Annotated in this window: 18 protein-coding genes; 7 read left to right on the top strand and 11 right to left on the bottom strand. The window is 64.3% G+C overall.

The features are described from left to right. Positions 1-157: 157 nt before the first annotated feature. The 4 genes from dnaJ to AC1DUN_RS07605 all read right to left on the bottom strand — a co-directional run bounded on the left by dnaJ (position 158) and on the right by AC1DUN_RS07605 (position 4,600). On the bottom strand, positions 158-1,300 hold the full coding sequence (gene dnaJ, locus AC1DUN_RS07620; RefSeq protein ID WP_477663994.1) for a molecular chaperone DnaJ: 1,143 nt from the start codon (positions 1,298-1,300) through the stop codon (positions 158-160). Positions 1,301-1,488: 188 nt separating this feature from the next. Further along, complete coding sequence (gene dnaK / locus AC1DUN_RS07615; RefSeq protein WP_477663993.1) at positions 1,489-3,432, bottom strand: molecular chaperone DnaK; 1,944 nt, start codon at positions 3,430-3,432, stop codon at positions 1,489-1,491. Between the two features lie 146 nt (positions 3,433-3,578). Next, on the bottom strand, positions 3,579-4,139 hold the full coding sequence (gene grpE, locus AC1DUN_RS07610) for a nucleotide exchange factor GrpE (RefSeq protein ID WP_413328202.1): 561 nt from the start codon (positions 4,137-4,139) through the stop codon (positions 3,579-3,581). Between the two features lie 125 nt (positions 4,140-4,264). Continuing rightward, complete coding sequence (locus AC1DUN_RS07605; protein ID WP_074575048.1) at positions 4,265-4,600, bottom strand: winged helix-turn-helix transcriptional regulator; 336 nt, start codon at positions 4,598-4,600, stop codon at positions 4,265-4,267. Positions 4,601-4,737: 137 nt separating this feature from the next. On the opposite strand from AC1DUN_RS07605, the gene AC1DUN_RS07600 reads away from it, so the two are divergent. Next, positions 4,738-5,328: a carboxymuconolactone decarboxylase family protein gene (locus tag AC1DUN_RS07600; protein ID WP_477713427.1), complete on the top strand. Its 591-nt coding sequence runs from the start codon at positions 4,738-4,740 to the stop codon at positions 5,326-5,328. Between the two features lies 1 nt (position 5,329). On the opposite strand, the gene AC1DUN_RS07595 is transcribed toward AC1DUN_RS07600, so the two are convergent. Then, positions 5,330-6,031: a GntR family transcriptional regulator gene (locus AC1DUN_RS07595; protein ID WP_477713426.1), complete on the bottom strand. Its 702-nt coding sequence runs from the start codon at positions 6,029-6,031 to the stop codon at positions 5,330-5,332. Positions 6,032-6,187: 156 nt separating this feature from the next. Between AC1DUN_RS07595 and AC1DUN_RS07590 the strand changes: the two genes are divergently transcribed. Then, on the top strand, positions 6,188-7,201 hold the full coding sequence (locus AC1DUN_RS07590) for a Bug family tripartite tricarboxylate transporter substrate binding protein (RefSeq protein ID WP_477713425.1): 1,014 nt from the start codon (positions 6,188-6,190) through the stop codon (positions 7,199-7,201). Positions 7,202-7,267: 66 nt separating this feature from the next. Here AC1DUN_RS07590 and AC1DUN_RS07585 read toward each other — a convergent pair whose 3' ends face one another. The 6 genes from AC1DUN_RS07585 to AC1DUN_RS07560 form a co-directional block, all read right to left on the bottom strand. Next, the gene (locus tag AC1DUN_RS07585) at positions 7,268-7,582 is read right to left on the bottom strand and encodes a winged helix-turn-helix transcriptional regulator (protein ID WP_413328205.1); all 315 of its coding nucleotides are present in this window, start codon (positions 7,580-7,582) and stop codon (positions 7,268-7,270) included. Positions 7,583-7,728: 146 nt separating this feature from the next. Continuing rightward, positions 7,729-8,790, bottom strand: a complete 1,062-nt coding sequence (locus tag AC1DUN_RS07580; protein WP_477713424.1) for a Gfo/Idh/MocA family protein — start codon at positions 8,788-8,790, stop codon at positions 7,729-7,731. A gap of 27 nt (positions 8,791-8,817) precedes the next feature. Further along, entirely contained in the window at positions 8,818-9,810 is a 993-nt protein-coding gene (locus AC1DUN_RS07575) for a Bug family tripartite tricarboxylate transporter substrate binding protein (protein WP_477713423.1), read from the bottom strand. A gap of 16 nt (positions 9,811-9,826) precedes the next feature. Beyond that, on the bottom strand, positions 9,827-10,816 hold the full coding sequence (locus AC1DUN_RS07570) for a sialic acid TRAP transporter substrate-binding protein SiaP (RefSeq protein WP_477713422.1): 990 nt from the start codon (positions 10,814-10,816) through the stop codon (positions 9,827-9,829). 163 nt (positions 10,817-10,979) lie between these two features. Further along, entirely contained in the window at positions 10,980-12,356 is a 1,377-nt protein-coding gene (gene gudD, locus AC1DUN_RS07565) for a glucarate dehydratase (RefSeq protein WP_477713421.1), read from the bottom strand. 64 nt (positions 12,357-12,420) lie between these two features. Beyond that, positions 12,421-13,266: a FadR/GntR family transcriptional regulator gene (locus AC1DUN_RS07560; protein ID WP_477713420.1), complete on the bottom strand. Its 846-nt coding sequence runs from the start codon at positions 13,264-13,266 to the stop codon at positions 12,421-12,423. A gap of 154 nt (positions 13,267-13,420) precedes the next feature. Here AC1DUN_RS07560 and AC1DUN_RS07555 point away from each other — a divergent pair, with 154 nt between their 5' ends. From AC1DUN_RS07555 to AC1DUN_RS07535, 5 genes are all read left to right on the top strand, one after another. Continuing rightward, a complete protein-coding gene (locus tag AC1DUN_RS07555) occupies positions 13,421-14,230 on the top strand; it encodes an NAD-dependent epimerase/dehydratase family protein (protein WP_477663983.1) in 810 nt (269 codons plus the stop codon). 14 nt (positions 14,231-14,244) lie between these two features. Continuing rightward, positions 14,245-15,138, top strand: a complete 894-nt coding sequence (locus tag AC1DUN_RS07550) for an SMP-30/gluconolactonase/LRE family protein (RefSeq protein ID WP_477713419.1) — start codon at positions 14,245-14,247, stop codon at positions 15,136-15,138. Between the two features lie 62 nt (positions 15,139-15,200). Next, positions 15,201-16,172, top strand: coding sequence for a TRAP transporter substrate-binding protein (locus AC1DUN_RS07545; protein ID WP_477713418.1), 972 nt, complete (start codon positions 15,201-15,203; stop codon positions 16,170-16,172). A gap of 103 nt (positions 16,173-16,275) precedes the next feature. Then, the gene (locus tag AC1DUN_RS07540; protein WP_477713417.1) at positions 16,276-16,764 is read left to right on the top strand and encodes a TRAP transporter small permease; all 489 of its coding nucleotides are present in this window, start codon (positions 16,276-16,278) and stop codon (positions 16,762-16,764) included. Between the two features lie 7 nt (positions 16,765-16,771). Beyond that, positions 16,772-18,070 (top strand): TRAP transporter large permease, encoded by a 1,299-nt coding sequence (locus AC1DUN_RS07535; protein ID WP_477713416.1) that lies wholly within the window; start codon positions 16,772-16,774, stop codon positions 18,068-18,070. Positions 18,071-18,072 lie beyond the last annotated feature (2 nt).

Here is an 18,072-nt window from a genome sequence, read left to right as displayed (position 1 = left end):
TTTTCCTGAGTTAAAAAGGCTGATCGTAGGCGCGTGATGACGACAGGCTTGTGACAGGGTGTGCGTCTTGTTGGCAAAAACAACACCTGCGTCTTTTCGGCCGGGCATAAAAAATGCCGGAACAGGTCCGGCATTTTGGGTTTGAGCATCAAAACGTTCAGGCGCTGAAGAAGCTCTTGAGTTTGTCGGCCCAGCCTTCTTCGCTGGGTGAATGTTTGGCGCCGCCTTTTTTGAGGGACTCGTCGAGCTCCTTGAGCAGCTTGCGCTGGTGCTCGGTCAGCTTGACCGGCGTTTCCACGGTGATGTGGCAGTACAGGTCGCCGGGGTAGCTGGAGCGCACGCCCTTGATGCCCTTGCCGCGCAGGCGGAACTGCTTGGCGGCCTGGGTGCCTTCGGGGATGTCGATGGCGGCCTTGCCGGCCAGGGTCGGCACTTCGATCTCGCCGCCCAGCGCGGCCGTGGTGAAGCTGATGGGCACGGCGCAGTGCAGGTCGTCGCCGTCGCGCTCGAAGATGTCGTGCTTCTTCAGGCGAATCTCGATGTAGAGGTCGCCGGGCGGGCCGCCGTTGGTGCCGGGCTCGCCGTTGCCGGTCGAGCGTATGCGCATGCCGTCGTCTATGCCCGCGGGAATTTTCACTTCCAGCGTCTTGTTGTTCTTGGTCTTGCCCACGCCGTGGCAGCTCACGCAGGGCTCGGGGATCAGCTTGCCTGTGCCCTTGCACTGCGGGCAGGTCTGCTGCACGCTGAAAAAGCCCTGGCGCATCTGCACCACGCCGTGGCCGTGGCAGGTGGTGCAGGTCACCACCTTGGTGCCGGGCTTGGCGCCGCTGCCGTGGCAGGTGTTGCAGTCGTCCCAGCTCGGGATGCGGATCTGCGCTTCCTTGCCGTGGGCCGCTTCCTCGAGCGTGATTTCCATGGCGTAGCTGAGGTCGCCGCCGCGGTAGACCTGGCGCCCGCCGCGCTGCTGGCCGCCGCGCTGGCCGCCGAACACGTCGCCGAAGATGTCGCCAAAGGCCTCGGCAAAACCGCCGAAGCCCTCGGCGCCGGGGCCGCCGCGCATATTCGGGTCCACGCCCGCGTGGCCGTACTGGTCGTAGGCCGCGCGCTTGTTCTCGTCGGAGAGCATCTCGTAGGCCTCTTTGGCCTCCTTGAATTTTTCCTCGGCGACCTTGGACGCATCCCCCTGGTTGCGGTCGGGGTGGTGCTTCATCGCGAGCTTGCGATACGCTTTCTTGATGTCCTCGTCACTGGCGTTTTTGGGTACGCCCAGTACGTCGTAGTAGTCTTTTTTGGTGGCCATGGCAGCTCAGGGTCTTCGTTGATCGGTCTCGTCAGGCAGGCGGTCAGTCCGGGCATTCGCGGGTGGCGGCAGATGCGCAAAAGCGGAAAGCCGGGATTGCTCCTGGTTTCCGCCTTTTGCATCCGCCTGTGCCGCCTGCCTTTGCATGCAGTTATCGCGCCAATGCGGGGCTTGTTGCCTTAGGGCGCTCAGCCTTTTTTGACTTCCTTGACTTCAGCGTCCACGACATTGTCGTCGGCCGGCTTGGCTTCTGCCTGCGCCGCGCCTGCCGCGCCTGCGTCGCCACCGGCAGCCGCTTGCGAAGCCTGCATGTCGGCATACATTTTTTCGCCGAGCTTCTGGCTGGCTTCCATCAGGGCCGTGTTCTTGGCGTCGATGGCGGCCTTGTCGTCGCCCTTGAGCGCCTCTTCCATGTCCTTGATGGCGGTCTCAATCTTTTCCTTTTCGCCGGCTTCGAGCTTGTCGCCGTATTCGCCCAGCGATTTTTTCACGCTGTGCACCATGGCTTCGGCGTTGTTCTTGGCGGTCACGAACTCGACCTTCTTCTTGTCTTCTTCGGCGTTGAGCTCGGCGTCCTTCACCATCTGCTGGATTTCAGCCTCGGACAAACCGGAGTTGGCCTTGATGGTGATCTTGTTTTCCTTGCCGGTGCCCTTGTCCTTGGCGCCCACGTGCAGGATGCCGTTGGCGTCGATGTCGAAAGACACTTCGATCTGCGGCGTGCCGCGCGCGGCCGGCGGGATGCCCTCGAGGTTGAACTCGCCCAGCGCCTTGTTGCCCGAGGCGATTTCCCGTTCGCCCTGGAACACCTTGATGGTCACGGCCGGCTGGTTGTCCTCGGCGGTCGAGAAGGTCTGCGCGAACTTGGTCGGGATGGTCGTGTTCTTCTTGATCATCTTGGTCATCACGCCGCCCATGGTTTCAATGCCCAGGGACAGCGGAGTGACGTCGAGCAGCAGCACGTCGGTGCGGTCGCCGGACAGCACCTGGCCCTGGATGGCGGCGCCCACGGCCACGGCTTCGTCGGGGTTCACGTCCTTGCGCGGCTCCTTGCCGAACAGCTCCTTGACCTTTTCCTGCACCTTGGGCATGCGGGTCTGGCCGCCGACCAGGATCACGTCATGGATGTCGGAGGCGCTGACGCCGGCGTCCTTCATGGCCACGCGGCAAGGGGCGATGGTGCGCTCGATCAGCTCGTCGACCAGGCTTTCGAGCTTGGCGCGGGTCAGCTTGACCAGCAGGTGCTTGGGGCCGGTCGCGGGGTCGTGTGCGATGTAGGGAATGTTGACTTCGGTTTGCGGGCTGTTGGACAGCTCGATCTTGGCTTTTTCGGCGGAGTCCTTCAGGCGCTGCAGTGCGACCACGTCCTTGGACAGGTCGATGCCGCTGTCTTTCTTGAACTCGGCCACGATGTAGTCGATGACGCGCTGGTCGAAGTCTTCGCCGCCCAGGAAGGTGTCGCCGTTGGTGGACAGCACTTCGAACTGCTTCTCGCCGTCGACGTCTGCGATCTCGATGATGGAGATGTCGAAGGTACCGCCGCCCAGGTCATACACGGCGATCTTGCGGTCGCCCTTTTCCTGCTTGTCCAGGCCGAAGGCCAATGCAGCGGCGGTGGGTTCGTTGATGATGCGCTTGACGTCCAGGCCTGCGATGCGGCCGGCGTCCTTGGTGGCCTGGCGCTGTGCGTCATTGAAGTAGGCGGGTACGGTGATCACGGCGTCGGTGACGGGCTCGCCGAGGTAGTCTTCGGCGGTCTTTTTCATCTTGCGCAGGATGTCGGCGCTGACCTGCTGGGCCGAGATCTTCTTGCCGCGCACTTCCACCCAGGCGTCGCCGTTGTCGGCGGCCACGATGGAATAAGGCATCAGGGAGATGTCCTTCTGGACTTCTTTTTCGCTGAACTTGCGGCCGATCAGGCGCTTGACGGCGTACAGCGTGTTCTTGGGGTTGGTCACGGCCTGGCGCTTGGCGGATGCGCCGACCAGCACTTCGCCGTCTTCCTGGTAAGCCACGATGGAAGGGGTGGTGCGCACGCCTTCCGAGTTCTCGATCACGCGGGGCGTGTTGCCCTCCATGATGGACACGCAGCTGTTGGTGGTGCCCAGGTCAATGCCGATGATTCTTCCCATGATATTTACTCCTGCTTTTTTGATTCGTGAAGATGAAAAGTGGTGTGGCCGGGGTTTCATCCTGGCCGCTGTGAATGACTATGTTGATAACTTGTGGGTAAGTTGATGGGCTTCAAGGGCCTCAACATGTTTTTGCATTCGTTTGTTTATTTGGGGGCTGCCACCGTGACCAGCGCGGGGCGCAGCACGCGCTCGGCGATCAGATAGCCTTTTTGCAGCACGCTGACCACGGTGTTGGCTTCCTGGTCGGCCGGCACCATGCTGATGGCCTGGTGCTGGGCGGGGTCGAACTTGGTGCCGGCGGCGGGGTCGATCGCCACCACCTTGTTGCGTTCAAGCGCGCTCTTGAGCTGCTTGAGCGTGGCTTCGGCGCCTTCGCGGATCTGCTCGGGCGTGGCTTCCTTGATGGCCAGGCCGGCTTCCAGGCTGTCGGCCACCGGCAGCAGGCTTTCGGCAAAGCTCTCCAGCGCGAACTTGCGGGCCTTGGCGACGTCCTCGTCGGCACGGCGGCGGGCGTTTTCGGTCTCGGCCTTGGCGCGCAGGTAGCTGTCGGCCAGCTCGGTGTTTTTGGCCTGCAGCGTGGCGACTTCGGCCTGGGCCACGGTCAGCGCGTCAAACTCGTTGGCGGCCTGCGCCGCTTCCAGTTCTTCAGGGCTGGGTTCACCGCTAAGGTTTTGATTTTGTTCGGGTTGTGTGTTTTCAGACATGCGAGGCAACAGGGTTGGTGTTGGTAAGGTTCCCAACTGGGGATGGCAAAGCCCTTTTCAAGACAAGGGCTTCAGTTTTGGCTACGAAAGTTTTGGCCGCCGGGGGGCAGGGCGGCCGGCTTGGCTTATGCGTCCTGGGCGGCCCATTCTTCTGCCCACTGGTGGAGCGGTTTGAGCTTGTGCAGCAGGCCGCTGCCCGTGGCGGTGAGGCCGTAGCCGCCGCTCCCGAGTTCGACCAGCCGCGCTTCGCGCAACTCCTTGAGCCGGTCGTTCATGACCGAAGGCGACATGTTTCCGGCGCTTGCTGCCAATTGCCGGAAATTTTGCGCCTGCCCGTCACGCAGCTCCCACAGCAGCCGCAGCGTGCCGCGGCGGCCCAGCAGGTCCAGCAGCGCCATCACGGGCCGGCCCGTGGCGGAGCCGCGGACCGGTTTGCCGGGAAGGGGTAGCGTGGAAGTCATGCCCCGGATTGTAGGGGCTGCGCCTGTCGTGTTCGTGACGGTCGCTACGGAATGCGTAGCGATATAGTTGCAATTCGCTACGGAATCCGTAGCGAATTGAAGCTCTGATCTCTCTACACAACAGGAAACCTATCACCATGGCCCAAATGACAAACGCCACCGCAGCCCTGCCGCGCATCGCGCCGCTGGAGCCGCCTTACACCCCGGAGCAGGACGCGCTGCTCAAGAAAATCACGCCGCCCGCCGCGCCCAACGTGCTGGCGCTGTTTCGTGTGCTGGCCGTCAACCCCAAACTGCTGGAGCGCATGCCTTCATGGGGCGGGTATCTGCTCGGCACCAGCGCCAGCCTGTCCCTGCGCGACCGCGAGCTGGTGATCAACCGCGTCTGCGCGCGCTGCGGGGCCGAATATGAATGGGGTGTGCATGTCGGCGCCTTCGGCCGGGCGGCGGGTTTCAGCGACGCGGACACGGCCGCGATTGCCGATCCGGTCTCCGATGGCCGGGGCCTGGCGCAGCGCGACAGGCTCTTGCTGCAACTGGTCGATGAGTTGCACGACAGCAGCACGGTCAGCGATGCGTTGTGGCAGGAACTGGCGGCCCTGTGGTCGCCGCCCCAGCTCATAGAACTGCTGATGCTGGCCGGCTGGTACCACGCGGTCAGCTATGTGTGCAATGCGGCACGCGTGCCGCTGGAGCCTTGGGCGGCACGCTGGCCGGCGAGGGGATGACTCACGCTGCCGCGCGTTTTTTCAGGCGCGCCATGAGTTCGCGCTTGTTGTCGCGGCTGCGGTGGGCGTGTTCGCGCATCAGCGCCTCGGCGCGTGCGCCTTCGCCGGCCAGCAGGGCGGCCAGCACGTCTTCATGGTCGCTCTGGGCGCGCTGAATGAAGCCGAACTCCAGCATCGGCAGCGAGCCGTTCAGGCTCAGCGCGCCGGCGCCGGCCATCGGTGTTTTGCTCACATGCGCGAGGGCCGAGACCAGCGTGCTGTTGCCTGCGGCGTCCACCAGCGCGGCGTGAAAGCGCGCATTCATGGGTACCCAGCGGGCCGCGTCGATCACATGGCCGGCGGCTGCGGCTTTTTCCAGCAGCAGCCGGCCCTCATCTATGCAGGCCTGCAGGTCGGCCTGGGTCTCGGGGCTGATGCCGCGCTCGGCCGCCTGCCGCGCCGCCATGCCTTCGAGCACGCCGCGCACGTCGACAGCGTTGGCGATCTCGTCCACACTGAACTGCCGCACGCGGAAACCGCGCGTCGGCAGGCGCTCCAGCAGGCCTTCTTTTTCAAGCTCACCGAGCGCGATGCGTATGGGGGTGCGCGACACTGCCAGCTGGGCGGAAAGTTCGAGTTCCACCATGCGTTCGCCAGGCGCTGCCTGGCCGCTGAGGATTCTTCGCCTCAATTCGTGGGTGGTGTAGTCAATCTGTGAGGACATGCGGGGATTCTGGTGGAATGGTTTTCAAATTATTGCATGCAAAAGTTGCGTAAATTAGGGTTAACTAGGTATTTGTTGATGCTATTGCGTGCAATAAAATAAGATGACTAAGAATTTCATGCCTTGCCCCGGTGCACGCATTTCCCAGGAGACACGATGAATTTGCCGCTCTGCCACGTTCCCCATCGCCCGCCGTCGTCGGCTTTTTGGCTTCGCCGCCTGCTGCTGGCCTATACCGCCGCGATGGCTACGCTGGCCCTGGTGGCGCCTGCCGCCCATGCCCAGTCTGCTACGGCCTATCCCAATAAACCCATCAAGCTGATCGTGCCCTTTCCGGCCGGCGGCGGCGGCGACACACTGGCACGCCTTGTGATGCTGCGCGCGGCGAAGGAACTGGGCCAGCCCGTCGTGGTGGAGAACCTGGGCGGCGCCGGCGGCAACGTGGGCAGCGCGGCCGCGGCTAAGGCGCCGGCCGACGGCTACACGCTGCTCTACGGCACCAACGGCACGCATGCCATCAACCATGCGATCTACAAGTCGCCGGGTTTCAGCGTGCGGGACTTTGAGCCGGTGAGCCAGCTCACGCGCATCGCGGCCATGGTGGTGGTGCGGCCCACGCTGCAGGCCAACTCCATGGCCGAGCTGACCAAGCTGCTCAAGGCCAATCCGGGCAAATATACCTTCGGCTCGGCCGGCAACGGCACGACCTCGCACCTGGCCGGCGAAATCTACAAGTCGCGCGCGGGCCTGGCGGTGGTGCACATTCCCTACCGCGGCGGCGCGCAGGCCATGACCGACCTGATGATCGAGGTGATGCCCAATGCCGCGCCCCAGGCCAAGGGCGGCCGCGTCAAACCGCTGGCGGTGACCACGGCCACGCGCGTCGCGGGCTGGCCCGAGCTGCCGACCATCGCGGAGTCGGGCCTGGCCGGCTTCGACGTGAGCGCATGGGACGCGATTTTTGTGCCGGCCGGAACGCCGCGCCCCATCGTCAACCGGCTGAATGAAGCGATCCACAAAGCCCTGGCCGATCCCGAGTTGCGCGCGCAATTGCAGTCGCGCGGCGCCGAGGCCGCGCCCGGCACGCCGGAAGAATTGGCCAAACACATCGCGAGCAACATGGCGCTGTGGGGCGATGCGGTGAAGCGTTCGGGCGCGGCAGTGGACTAGGGTTCGCGCAGCCATCCATAAAAAAAGCGACCTGACGGTCGCTTTTGTTTGTGGAACCGGCGAGGTTCAGGGTTTGGGTTTTTTGGCCTGGCTGAGCACCCATTTGCCGGCGAAGGCCTGCAGGTCGTTCAGGCGCTTGAGCAGGTCGGCGCCTAGCGTGGTGACGATGTAGCCGTCGCTGCCATGGCTGATCAGGCCGGCCGCGCGCAATTCCTTGATGCGGGTGTTGAGGGTGTTGGGCGTGATGTTGCCGACGCTGTCCTGCAGCAGGCGAAAGGTCTGGGGATGGCCGTCTTTGAGCGCCCATAACACGCGCAATGCGTAGCGTGCTTCCAGCAATTCAAGTAGCTGGCCTACCGCTGCATTTTCTTTGGCGCTCATCAGCTCATCTCCTCGGTCACAATCCGGTCACAGGTGGTCGTTAAGCAAAAAGCTTCTATTGTCGGGACCAAATATAACGCAATTTCCTGACTGCTACGAGTTTTATAGCTGCACATGCCCGCCACGTCTGGACGACGGCCCCGCAGCTACATCATGGGAAGAATCGCTTGCGAATGCAAGGCCACCGCGGCGCCGGATCGTGACGATGCCATGACGGCTTCTATCACTTGTTGCACACCCAGCGCGGAGCGTCCGCTGACGGCGGGCGCGGCGCCGGTCTTCACCGCGCGTATGAAATCCTGCAGCACGGTTTTGTGCGCGGCATGGTCGAAGGCCATGGGATCCGCGCCGCCGCCCGAGGCCTGGCGACCGCCGGCGCTCACGCTCCTGCCATCCTGGAAAGCAGCCCGCATTTCGCCGCCTTCGAGCGTCGCCGTGCCGCGCGTGAAGTTGAGCTCGATGCGCTCGGGAAAGCCTGGATAGGCGGCCGTCGTGGCCTGCAGCACCGCCACCGCGCCGCTGTCGTAGTGCAGCAGCGCGGCGGCCGTGTCCTCGCCTTCCATGTGGTGCACGGCACTGGTGCTCGCTGTGCCGGTCACGCGTGCCGGCATGCCGATCAAATCCAGCAGCAGGTCCAGCGTGTGTATGGCCTGCGTGATCAGCACGCCGCCGCCGTCACGCGCCAGCGTGCCGCGCCCAGGCTCGTCGTAGTAACTCTGCGGCCGCCACCAGCGTACGGCAGCGCTGGCGCTTACCAGCTGCCCCAGCTCGCGCGACGCCATCAAGGCGCGCAGCGCCACCGCCGCTTCGCGCAGGCGATGCTGCAGCATCACGGCCAGCGTGACGCCGGCTTGCTCGCAGCACTCGACCAGCGCGCTGGCGCGGTTCAGGTCTATCTCCAGCGGCTTTTCGACCAGCACATGTTTGCCCGCGCGCGCGACGCGCCGCACGATCTCAAGATGCGTGTTGGGCGGCGTCAGCACCAGCACGGCTTCAAGGTCGGCGTCTTCGAGGATGTCCTCCAGCCGCGTGGTCTTGTGCGCGCCGGCGGGCACTTGCACGGCCGCCAGCCGTTCGGCGCTACGGCCATAGACGTAAACGAGCTCGGCTTCGTCCGCCAAGTCCCGCAGGCTGTGCAAATGCGGCGCGGACCCGAGGCCCGCGCCTATGACGGCAACGCGCAGCCGCCGGGAGGAAGGTAAGGGCATGGTTTTGTGGGGGCAGGGCCCGGCGCCTCAATCGGCGGTGATGCGGCGGGTCTCTATCAAGGTCTTCCAGCGCGCCCATTCGCGCAGCTGGAAGGCGGTGAATTCCTCGGGCGTGCTGGCGACGACTTCCAGCCCCTGGTCCAGCATGCGCTTTTTGAGTTCAGGGTCTTGCATGGCGGCAATGACTGCATCGCTCAATGCCTTCTTCGTGGGGCCGGGCAAGCCTTTGGGCGCGGCCATGCCTTGCCACGAATACACCTCCGCACCCTTCACGCCGGCCTCGGCCAGCGTGGGAACCTCGGGCAGCACGGGTGAGCGCTTGTCGCCGGTGACGGCGATGGCGCGCAGCTTGCCCGCGCGTATGTGCGGCAGCACGGCATTGACGTTCTGGAACGAGAAGTCGACCTGGTTGCCCAGCAGGTCGTTGACCGCCGGGGCGCCGCCTTTGTAGGGCACGTGCACGCCTTCGGTTTTGGACTGCTGCCAGAAGAGCTCGGCCGACAGGTGGTCGGAGGAACCGTTGCCCGAACTCGCGAACGAGACCTTGCCCGGCGTTTTGCGCAGCAGCGCCAGCACATCGTCCAGGCTGCGTTCGGGCCGCGCGGCATTGGCGACCAGCACATTGGGCGCCTGCACCGGCACGCTGATGTAGTCGAAATCCTTGGTGGCGTCATAGGGCACGCCCTTGAGCAGGTGCGGCGCGACGACAAAAGCGCCCAGCGAGGACACCAGCAGCGTGTAGCCGTCGGCGGGCGCGCGCTTGACCTGGCCGGCGCCTATGGTGCCGGTGGCACCCGGCCGGTTGTCGACCACAAAGCTACCGCCCAGCCTGGCCTGCAGCTGCAGCGCGAGTGCGCGCGCCACCATGTCGGTGGAGCCGCCCGCGGGAAAGGGCACGACGATGACCACGGGCCTGGCCGAAGGCCATGCGCCTTGTGCCCAGGCGGGCAGGGCGGAAATTGCCAGCAGGGGCAAGGCAGCGCCGGCCAGTGCAGATTGGATAAGGGAACGGCGTTTCATGGGGCTTCCTTCCCGCCTACTTGATGGCCTGGATGCGCTCGTACAGGCTCTTGGGCCAGGGCGCGTCTGCGGCGGTCAGCGAGGGCAGCACGGCGGCCGCGAAAGGCGCGCGGTCCACCTTGTTGACGGTCTTGCCCTTTTTCTCGAACTCGGCGACCAGGCGGTTTTCCGCATCGACGATGTCCTGGCTGGCGCGGCTGGAGGCTTCCCACAGCACCTGGTCAAAAATCTTTTTGTCGGCATCGCTGAGCTGGGACCAGACCGAGCCCGAGACGGCGGTGACCAGCGATTCGGTGATGTGGCCCGTCAGCGTGATGTACTTCTGCACTTCATAAAACTTCTTGGCTTCGATGGTCGGCAGCGGATTTTCCTGCGCATCGACCGTGCCGTTCTGCAGCGCCAGGTAGACCTCGGCGAAGGCGATGGGCGTGGGGTTGGCGCCCACTGCCTTGGGGAACATCACGAACAGCGGCGCATCGGGCACGCGCAGCTTGAGGCCCTTCATGTCCTCGGGCTTGAAGATGACCTTGTTCGAGGTCATGTGGCGCAGGCCGTAATAGGTGTAGCCCGCGATGTGCTGGCCGCCGGTCTTGCTCGCATAACCCTGGGCCAGTTCCTGGAAGATGGGGCCGTTGCGGAAAGCCTGAAAGTGGTTGTAGTCGCGGAACACAAAAGGCGCGGCGGCAATTGACAGCGGCGGGTAGGCGCGGCCGGCAAAGGCGGCACCGGTGTAGATGATGTCCACCGTGCCCAGTGTCAGGCCCTGGTTGATTTCGGTTTCCTTGCCCAGCGATGAGGCCGGGAAGACCTCGACCACATAGCGGCCATTGGTCTTTTTCTTGATTTCATCGGCGGCCCAGACAGCCTGCTTGTGAAAGGATTCGGACGTCTCGTAGACGTGCGCCCATTTGAGTTTGGTCTGGGCGGCGGCGCTGCCCGCGCCCAGCGTGCCGGCCAGGGCCAGCAAGGCCGCGCCCGCAAGGCTGCAGAGGGTTCTGCGTTTCATGTCTTGTCTCCTGATATTGGTATGGGTGCTGAGTGGGTATCGCTGGTGAAAAAGGCGCCGAGGTATACCGCCCCCGGCGCCCGGCTTGGGCTACGGCCACGCCCAATGGCAAAAACAAAAAAAGACCTGCGGGAGCCTCTAACTTCCCGCAAGCCCGTTGTGTTTAGCGCACCATGCAGGGCATCTTGTTGTTGAAGGCCCAGCCCGGGATCAGGTATTGCATGGCCACGGCATCGTCGCGTGCGCCCAGGCCGTGCTTGAGGTAGAGCTGGTGGGCTTTTTCCACCTCGGCCATGTCCAGCTCCACGCCCAGGCCGGGCTGCTTGGGCACCGCGACTTCGCCGTTCACGATTTGCAGCGGCGCCTTGGTCAGGCGCTGGCCGTCCTGCCAGATCCAGTGCGTGTCGATCGCAGTGACCTTGCCCGGCGCGGCGGCGGCCACGTGCGTGAACATGGCCAGCGAAACGTCGAAGTGGTTGTTGGAGTGCGAGCCCCAGGTCAACCCCCAGGTCAGGCAGACCTGCGCCACGCGCACCGAACCCTGCATGGTCCAGAAGTGCGGGTCGGCCAGCGGGATGTCCACCGATTGCAGGTGGATGGTGTGCGAGAGCTCGCGCCAGTCGGTGGCGATCATGTTGGTGGCCGTGGGCAGGCCCGTGGCGCGGCGGAACTCCGCCATCACTTCGCGGCCCGAGAACACGCCTTCGGCGCCGCAGGGGTCTTCGGCGTAGGCCAGTTCCTTGTGTCGGTCCTTGCAGATACGGATGGCGTCCTTGAGCAGCCAGCCGCCGTTCGGGTCCAGCGTGATGCGCGCGTCAGGAAAACGCTCGGACAGCGCGACGATGGCTTCCATTTCTTCCTCGCCGCGCAGCACGCCGCCCTTGAGCTTGAAGTCCTTGAAGCCGTAGCGTTGGTAGGCGGCTTCGGCCAGCGCGACGATGCCCTTGGCGTCCATCGCGGCCTCATGGCGCAGGCGCAGCCAGTCGTCCTGGGCGTCGGGCGCCGATGCGTAGGCCAGGTCGGTCTTCTTGCGGTCGGCGACGTAAAACAGGTAGCCCAGCATGGCCACCGAGTCGCGCTGCTGGCCTTCGCCCAGCAGAGCCGCGACCGGCACACCCAGGAACTGGCCCAGCAGGTCGAGCAGGGCGCTTTCCACGGCGGTCACGGCGTGGATGGCCACGCGCAGGTCAAAGGTCTGGTTGCCGCGGCCGCCGCTGTCGCGGTCGGCGAAGGCGGTGCGCAGCGTGTTGAGGATGCGGTTCCAGTCGCCTATCGACTGGCCTTCAATGAGGGGGGCGGCATCGTTCAGGGTCTTGCGTATCTTCTCGCCGCCCGGAACCTCGCCCACGCCGGTGCGGCCGGAACTGTCGGTCAGGATCAGGATGTTGCGGGTGAAGAAAGGGCCGTGCGCACCGCTCAGGTTCAGCAGCATGCTGTCCTGGCCGGCCACGGGAATCACCTGGACTCGGGTGATGCGGGGCGTTTGTGAAGCGGCGGGTGGGGAAACGGGGGAGGCTTGGGGGGCTTGGGAAGCGGGCATACCGGGCGTGTTGTAGTGGGTTGATAAAGCTGATTTATCAGTTATCGTACAACTCGCTGATTTTTTATGCAACCAGGTTTGTACCCAGGGTCTGGGCGGCCGGGGCGCCCGCAGGCTCCCCGGGCGGCTGCATGGTGTGCGCATTGTTGCCCCGGCGCAGCCGCTCGCGGCTGTTGGACAGGTGGGTGCGCATGGCGGCGCGCGCCGCCTCGGCGTCCTGGTTGCGGATGGCGTTGTAAATGCTTTCGTGCTCGCTGTTGACGCGCTGCAGGTAGTTGAAGCGGCCCTCGGGCGCGCTGTGCGCCGTGTTCACGCGGGTGCGCGGGATGATCATGGTGCCCAGGTAGGTCATCAGATCGGCGAAGTGCCGGTTGCCGGTCGAGCGGGCCACTTCCATGTGGAACTGGAAGTCGGGCGGCACCGCGTCGGAGTCCAGGCTGATGGAGTCGTGGAAGGCGCGCAGGGCGGCCTCCATGGCCTTGAGGTTTTCCGGCGTCCGCCTCTGGGCGGCCAGGCCCGCGGCCTCGGTTTCCAGGCTGATGCGCAGCTCCAGCACCGAGATCACGTCGGCCACGGTGGCGAAGTCTTCGGCCGTGATCTTGAAGTTGCCGGCGTTCTGCGGCTGCAGCACAAAAGTGCCTATGCCGTGCCGGGTTTCCACCAGGCCCGAGGCCTGCAGCTTGGACAGCGACTCGCGCACCACGGTGCGGCTGACGTCGAAGCGGGCCATGATTTCGGCTTCGGTGGGCAGTTTCTCGCCGGGCTGCAGGCGCCCTTCGCGGATGCTGCTGGCCAGGCTTTCAACGATCTCGCCCACCAGCCCGCGGGGCCGGCGCACGCGCGGCAGCTCCTCGTGAAAGGCAGGCGTAAGGCCTGCTTCCGGGCGACTAGGGGTTTTCCTTGAGTCCATTAAAAAACCATTGACAAGCTAGGGGGCGAAACCGAGAATTCCGAGTCATCAGACAACCTATGACTGATGCATTTGTAGCTTGACTTTAACAAACTCCGAAAAAAAGTCCAGTGTTTGTCGGCGTTTATCGCGGCACCGGACCCGGACGTAAAAAATGACCATCAAAGTTCATGAAAAGCTGTTGCTGACCGGCGCGGCCGGCGGTTTGGGCAAGGCCCTGCGCGAGCGCCTGAAGGCCAATTGCTCGGTGCTGCGCCTGTCGGACGTCCAGCCTTTCGGCGCCGCCGCGGCCGGCGAAGAGGTCGTCCTGGCCGACCTGGCGGACTCCGCCGCGGTGCACACCATGGTCCAGGGCGTGGACGCCATCGTCCACCTGGGCGGCGTTTCGGTGGAAGGGCCTTTCGGCCCCATCCTGCAGGCCAACATCCTGGGTGCCTATAACTTATATGAGGCGGCGCGCAAGCACGGCGTCAAACGCATTGTCTTTGCCAGCTCCAACCACGTCACCGGCTTTTACCGCCAGGACCAGACCATCAACGCCGACCACCCGCCGCGCCCCGACGGCTTGTACGGCCTGAGCAAGGCCTTCGGCGAAGACCTGTCGCGCCTGTATTTCGACCGCTACGGCATTGAAACCGCCTGCGTGCGCATTGGCTCCTCCTTCGCCGAGCCCAAGGACCGCCGCATGCTGGCCACCTGGCTGAGCTTTGACGACCTGCACCGCCTGATCACCGCCTGCCTCACGACGCCGGTGCTGGGCCACAGCATCGTGTTCGGCATGTCCGACAACGCCGTGACCTGGTGGGACAACAGCCGCGCCCGCCACATCGGCTATGTGCCCAAGGACAGCTCCGACATCTTCCGCGAGGCCATTTACGCCCGCACGCCCGCGCCCGATCTGAAGGACCCGGTGGCCCAGTACCAGGGCGGCGGTTTTGTCGTGGCCGGCCCTTTCGGCGACTGAGCGGCAGGTACGGCATGAGCGAATTGCAGGTTGAACTGGTTCTGGATGCGCGCAACGGCGTGGGCGAAAGCCCGGTCTGGGACGCTGCCGGGCAGGCGCTGTACTGGGTCGACATCCCGGCGCGCCGTTTGTGCCGCTGGAGCGTGGCCGATGCCGCGCTGACCGAGTGGCTGGCCCCTGAAATGCCCGCCTGCATCGCCCGCCTGGGCAACACGCGGGACTGGATCGCGGGCGCCGAGAGCGGCGTCTTCCGCCTGAGCCCCGGGGCCGGCGGCCAGCTGGGGTTCCAGCGGCTTGCCGGCGTGACCCACGCGCAGGCCGGCATGCGTTTTAACGACGGCCGCTGCGACCGGCAGGGGCGCTTCCTGGCCGGCACCATGCAGATGAACATGGCCGCCGGCGCGCGCGTCGGCAGCATCTACAGCTACCAGGGCGACGGCCTCAAAGTGCTGCTGGAGGGTTTCATCACGCCCAACGGCATGGCCTTCAGCCCCGACGGCCGCACCATGTATTTGTCCGATTCACATCCTTCGGTGCAGTCGGTCTGGGCCTTCGACTACGACACCTCGACCGGCACGCCGTCGAACCGCCGCCTTTTTATCGACATGAACCCGCTGCCCGGGCGGCCCGACGGCGCGGCCGTCGACGCCGACGGCTGCTACTGGATCTGCGGCAACGACGCCGGCCTGGTTCACCGCTTCACGCCCGCCGGCAAGCTGGACCGCTCGCTGGCCGTGCCCGTGAAGAAGCCCGCCATGTGCGCCTTCGGCGGCGCCGGGCTGGACACCCTGTTCGTGACATCGATACGCCCCGAAGGTGTCGATCTCTCAGACCAGCCGCTGGCCGGCGGTGTGTTCGCGCTACGCCCCGGCGTGCGCGGGCTGCCCGAAACCGCGTGCCTGTATTAAAAAAAGTTTCCGCGATCCCTTTCCCGCTACCTGCTTTCCACCACCAACCTAGAGGATGAGACATGAAGATTAAAAAAACACTGTTCGCCGTCGCCGCCGCGCTGGCCATGGCGCCGCTGGCCGGCTTCGCCACGGAATTCCGTTCTTCGGATATTCACCCTGACGGCTACCCCACGGTGGAAGCCGTGAAGTTCATGGGCGAGCGGCTCAAAGTGCTGACCAACGGCAAGCACAGCATCAAGGTGTTCAACAACAGCGCACTGGGCAGCGAGAAAGACACGATCGAGCAGACCAAGATCGGCGCCCTGGCGATGACGCGCGTGAACATTGCGCCGATGAACAACATCTGCCCCGAAACGCAGGTCCCGACCATGCCTTTCCTGTTCCGCTCCAAGGATCACATGCGCCATGTGCTTGACGGCCCGATCGGCGAGCAGATCCTGGCTTCGTGCGCGCCCCAGGGCTTTATCGGCCTGGCGTACTACGACAGCGGCGCGCGCAATCTGTACACGGTCAAAAAGCCGGTTCGATCGCTCGCCGACGCGAAAGGCCTGAAAGTGCGCGTCCAGCAGTCGGACCTCTGGGTCTCGCTGCTCGAAGCCATGGGTGCCAACGCGACGCCCATGCCCTTCGGCGAGGTCTACACCGCGCTGAAGACGGGCCTGGTTGACGCCGCCGAAAACAACTACCCCTCGTATGAAAGCTCGCGCCATTTTGAGGTGGCCAAGTTCTACTCCATCACCGAGCATTCGATGGCGCCCGAGATGCTGCTGTTCTCCAAGCGCACCTGGGACGGCCTGAGCGCCGATGACCAGAAGGCGATCCGCCAGGCGGCCAAGGAGTCCGTGCCTTACATGCGCAAGCTGTGGGACGAGCGCGAGGAAAAATCGCTGGCCACCGTCAAAGCCGGCGGCGCCGAGATCATCCAGGTCGACAAGGTGTCCTTCCAGAACGCCATGAAGCCTGTTTATGACAAGTTCATCACCGACGCGGCGCTCAAAGGCCTCGTCAAACGGATCCAGGACACCAAGTAAGCCCTGATCCCGCGCCGGCCCGTTTGCGGCCGGCGCGTTTTACGGCAATTCCTGCCGCTTGGAAAAATTTCTCTGGGGCGGCCTTCACTTCCGCACTTTATTTATGTACACAAAAATTTGTCGCCGGCTCGCCCGGACTTGCATGTGGCTGGGCATTTTTGGCCTTGTGGCGGTGATTTGCGCCGTCAGCTGGCAGGTCTTCGGCCGTTACGTCCTGAACAACACCCCCACCTGGGCGGAGAGCCTGGCTTTGCTGCTGGTGCTGTATGTCACGATGCTCGGCACGGCCGTGGGCGTTCGCGACGCCGGCCACATCGGCCTGGAATCCTTTCTGGTTCTCGCACCCGAAAGCATTCGCCTGAAGATGGAATACCTGATCCACGCGCTGGTGTTGCTGTTCGGCGCGGCCATGGCCTACAACTGCGCCTCGCTGGCCCAGTCCGTGTGGAGTTATCGCCTGCCCACCCTGTGGATTTCCGAGGGATGGCGCTATGTTCCCGCAACCATTGCGGGCGTTCTCATTGTGATGTTCTCCATCGAACACATCATCGCGCTCGCCAAGGGCGAAGAAGTCGAACCAGCCTGGGGCTAAAAAAATCATGACTATCCCATTGTTGATACTTTGTATTTCCTTCACGCTCTTTCTTTTGCTGGGCGTGCCGGTGGCGTTTTCCATCGGCCTGTCGGCGCTGGCCACGCTGCTTTATGAAGGCCTGCCGCTGGCGGTCGGTTTCCAGCAGATGACCTCGGGCATGGGGATTTTTTCCTTCCTCGCGATCCCGTTTTTCATCTTCGCCGGTGAGCTCATGCTTTACGGCGGTATCGCCGACCGCATCGTGAACCTGGCCCGCAACCTGGTCGGCCATGTGCGCGGCGGCCTGGGCATGTCCAACGTGGTGGCCTGCACCTTGTTCGGCGGCGTTTCCGGCTCTCCCGTGGCGGACGTGTCGGCCATGGGCGCCGTGATGATCCCGATGATGAAAAAAGAGGGCTACCACGCCGACTACGCCGTCAACGTGACGACGCACGCCGCGCTGGTGGGTGCCCTGATGCCGACCAGCCACAACCTGATCATTTATTCGCTGGCTGCCGGCGGCAAGGTTTCGATTGCCGCGCTGATTCTGGCGGCGCTGCTGCCTGCCGCCATCCTGACCATCTGCAACCTGGCGGCGGCCTACCTGGTCGCCGTGAAACGCGGTTATCCGGCCGGCAGTTTCCCGGGATGGGCGATTGTCTGGCGTTCGCTCGCCGCGGCGCTGCCTGGCCTGATGATTGTGGTGCTGATTCTCGGCGGCATTCTTTCGGGTATCTTCACCGCCACCGAATCGGCCGCCGTGGCGGTCCTGTATGCGCTGGCGCTGACCATCTTCGTCTACCGCACGCTCAAGTGGGAGCACTTCATCAAGGCCGCCTCCAAGGCTGTCAAGACGACCGGCGTCATCCTGCTGCTGATCGGCATTTCCAGCACCTTCGGTTACCTCATCAGCCTGTACGGGGTGGCCGAGCTGACGGGCCAGATGCTGTCCCAGATCAGCAGCACGCCCTGGGTGATCTTCCTGCTGATCAACATCATCCTGTTCGTGCTCGGCACCTTTCTGGACATGGCCGCCACCATCCTGCTGTGCACGCCGATCTTCCTGCCGATTGCCCAGCACTACGGCATGAGCTCGGTGCAGTTCGGCATCGTGATGCTGATCAACTGCGCGCTGGGCCTGAACACGCCGCCCGTGGGCACCACCCAGTTCGTGGGCTGCGCCATAGGCGGGGTGTCCGTGGGCACCGTGATGCGCACCATCTGGCCTTTCTACGGCGCGCTGATTTTCGCGCTGGCACTGGTCACGTTTGTTCCGGCCTTCTCCATGTGGCTGCCCAGCCTCTACATGACGGTCGGCCAATAAGG

The organism is Polaromonas sp. P4_F6 (genome assembly GCF_056401275.1).
Note: the sequence above shows the minus strand (reverse complement) of the source record. Positions and strands in the feature narration are given on the sequence as shown.

Bases quoted from the DNA above. Each gene is read 5' to 3' on its own strand.
- gudD (WP_477713421.1), bottom strand. From the start codon at position 12,356: ATGCCCGCTTCCCAAGCCCCCCAAGCCTCCCCCGTTTCCCCACCCGCC.
- AC1DUN_RS07580 (WP_477713424.1), bottom strand. From the start codon at position 8,790: ATGCCCTTACCTTCCTCCCGGCGGCTGCGCGTTGCCGTCATAGGCGCG.
- AC1DUN_RS07600 (WP_477713427.1), top strand. From the start codon at position 4,738: ATGGCCCAAATGACAAACGCCACCGCAGCCCTGCCGCGCATCGCGCCG.
- AC1DUN_RS07605 (WP_074575048.1), bottom strand. From the start codon at position 4,600: ATGACTTCCACGCTACCCCTTCCCGGCAAACCGGTCCGCGGCTCCGCC.
- AC1DUN_RS07540 (WP_477713417.1), top strand. From the start codon at position 16,276: ATGTACACAAAAATTTGTCGCCGGCTCGCCCGGACTTGCATGTGGCTG.
- AC1DUN_RS07575 (WP_477713423.1), bottom strand. From the start codon at position 9,810: ATGAAACGCCGTTCCCTTATCCAATCTGCACTGGCCGGCGCTGCCTTG.
- AC1DUN_RS07590 (WP_477713425.1), top strand. From the start codon at position 6,188: ATGAATTTGCCGCTCTGCCACGTTCCCCATCGCCCGCCGTCGTCGGCT.
- AC1DUN_RS07550 (WP_477713419.1), top strand. From the start codon at position 14,245: ATGAGCGAATTGCAGGTTGAACTGGTTCTGGATGCGCGCAACGGCGTG.
- AC1DUN_RS07595 (WP_477713426.1), bottom strand. From the start codon at position 6,031: ATGTCCTCACAGATTGACTACACCACCCACGAATTGAGGCGAAGAATC.
- AC1DUN_RS07585 (WP_413328205.1), bottom strand. From the start codon at position 7,582: ATGAGCGCCAAAGAAAATGCAGCGGTAGGCCAGCTACTTGAATTGCTG.
- dnaJ (WP_477663994.1), bottom strand. From the start codon at position 1,300: ATGGCCACCAAAAAAGACTACTACGACGTACTGGGCGTACCCAAAAAC.
- AC1DUN_RS07545 (WP_477713418.1), top strand. From the start codon at position 15,201: ATGAAGATTAAAAAAACACTGTTCGCCGTCGCCGCCGCGCTGGCCATG.
- AC1DUN_RS07555 (WP_477663983.1), top strand. From the start codon at position 13,421: ATGACCATCAAAGTTCATGAAAAGCTGTTGCTGACCGGCGCGGCCGGC.
- AC1DUN_RS07570 (WP_477713422.1), bottom strand. From the start codon at position 10,816: ATGAAACGCAGAACCCTCTGCAGCCTTGCGGGCGCGGCCTTGCTGGCC.
- AC1DUN_RS07535 (WP_477713416.1), top strand. From the start codon at position 16,772: ATGACTATCCCATTGTTGATACTTTGTATTTCCTTCACGCTCTTTCTT.
- AC1DUN_RS07560 (WP_477713420.1), bottom strand. From the start codon at position 13,266: ATGGACTCAAGGAAAACCCCTAGTCGCCCGGAAGCAGGCCTTACGCCT.
- grpE (WP_413328202.1), bottom strand. From the start codon at position 4,139: ATGTCTGAAAACACACAACCCGAACAAAATCAAAACCTTAGCGGTGAA.
- dnaK (WP_477663993.1), bottom strand. From the start codon at position 3,432: ATGGGAAGAATCATCGGCATTGACCTGGGCACCACCAACAGCTGCGTG.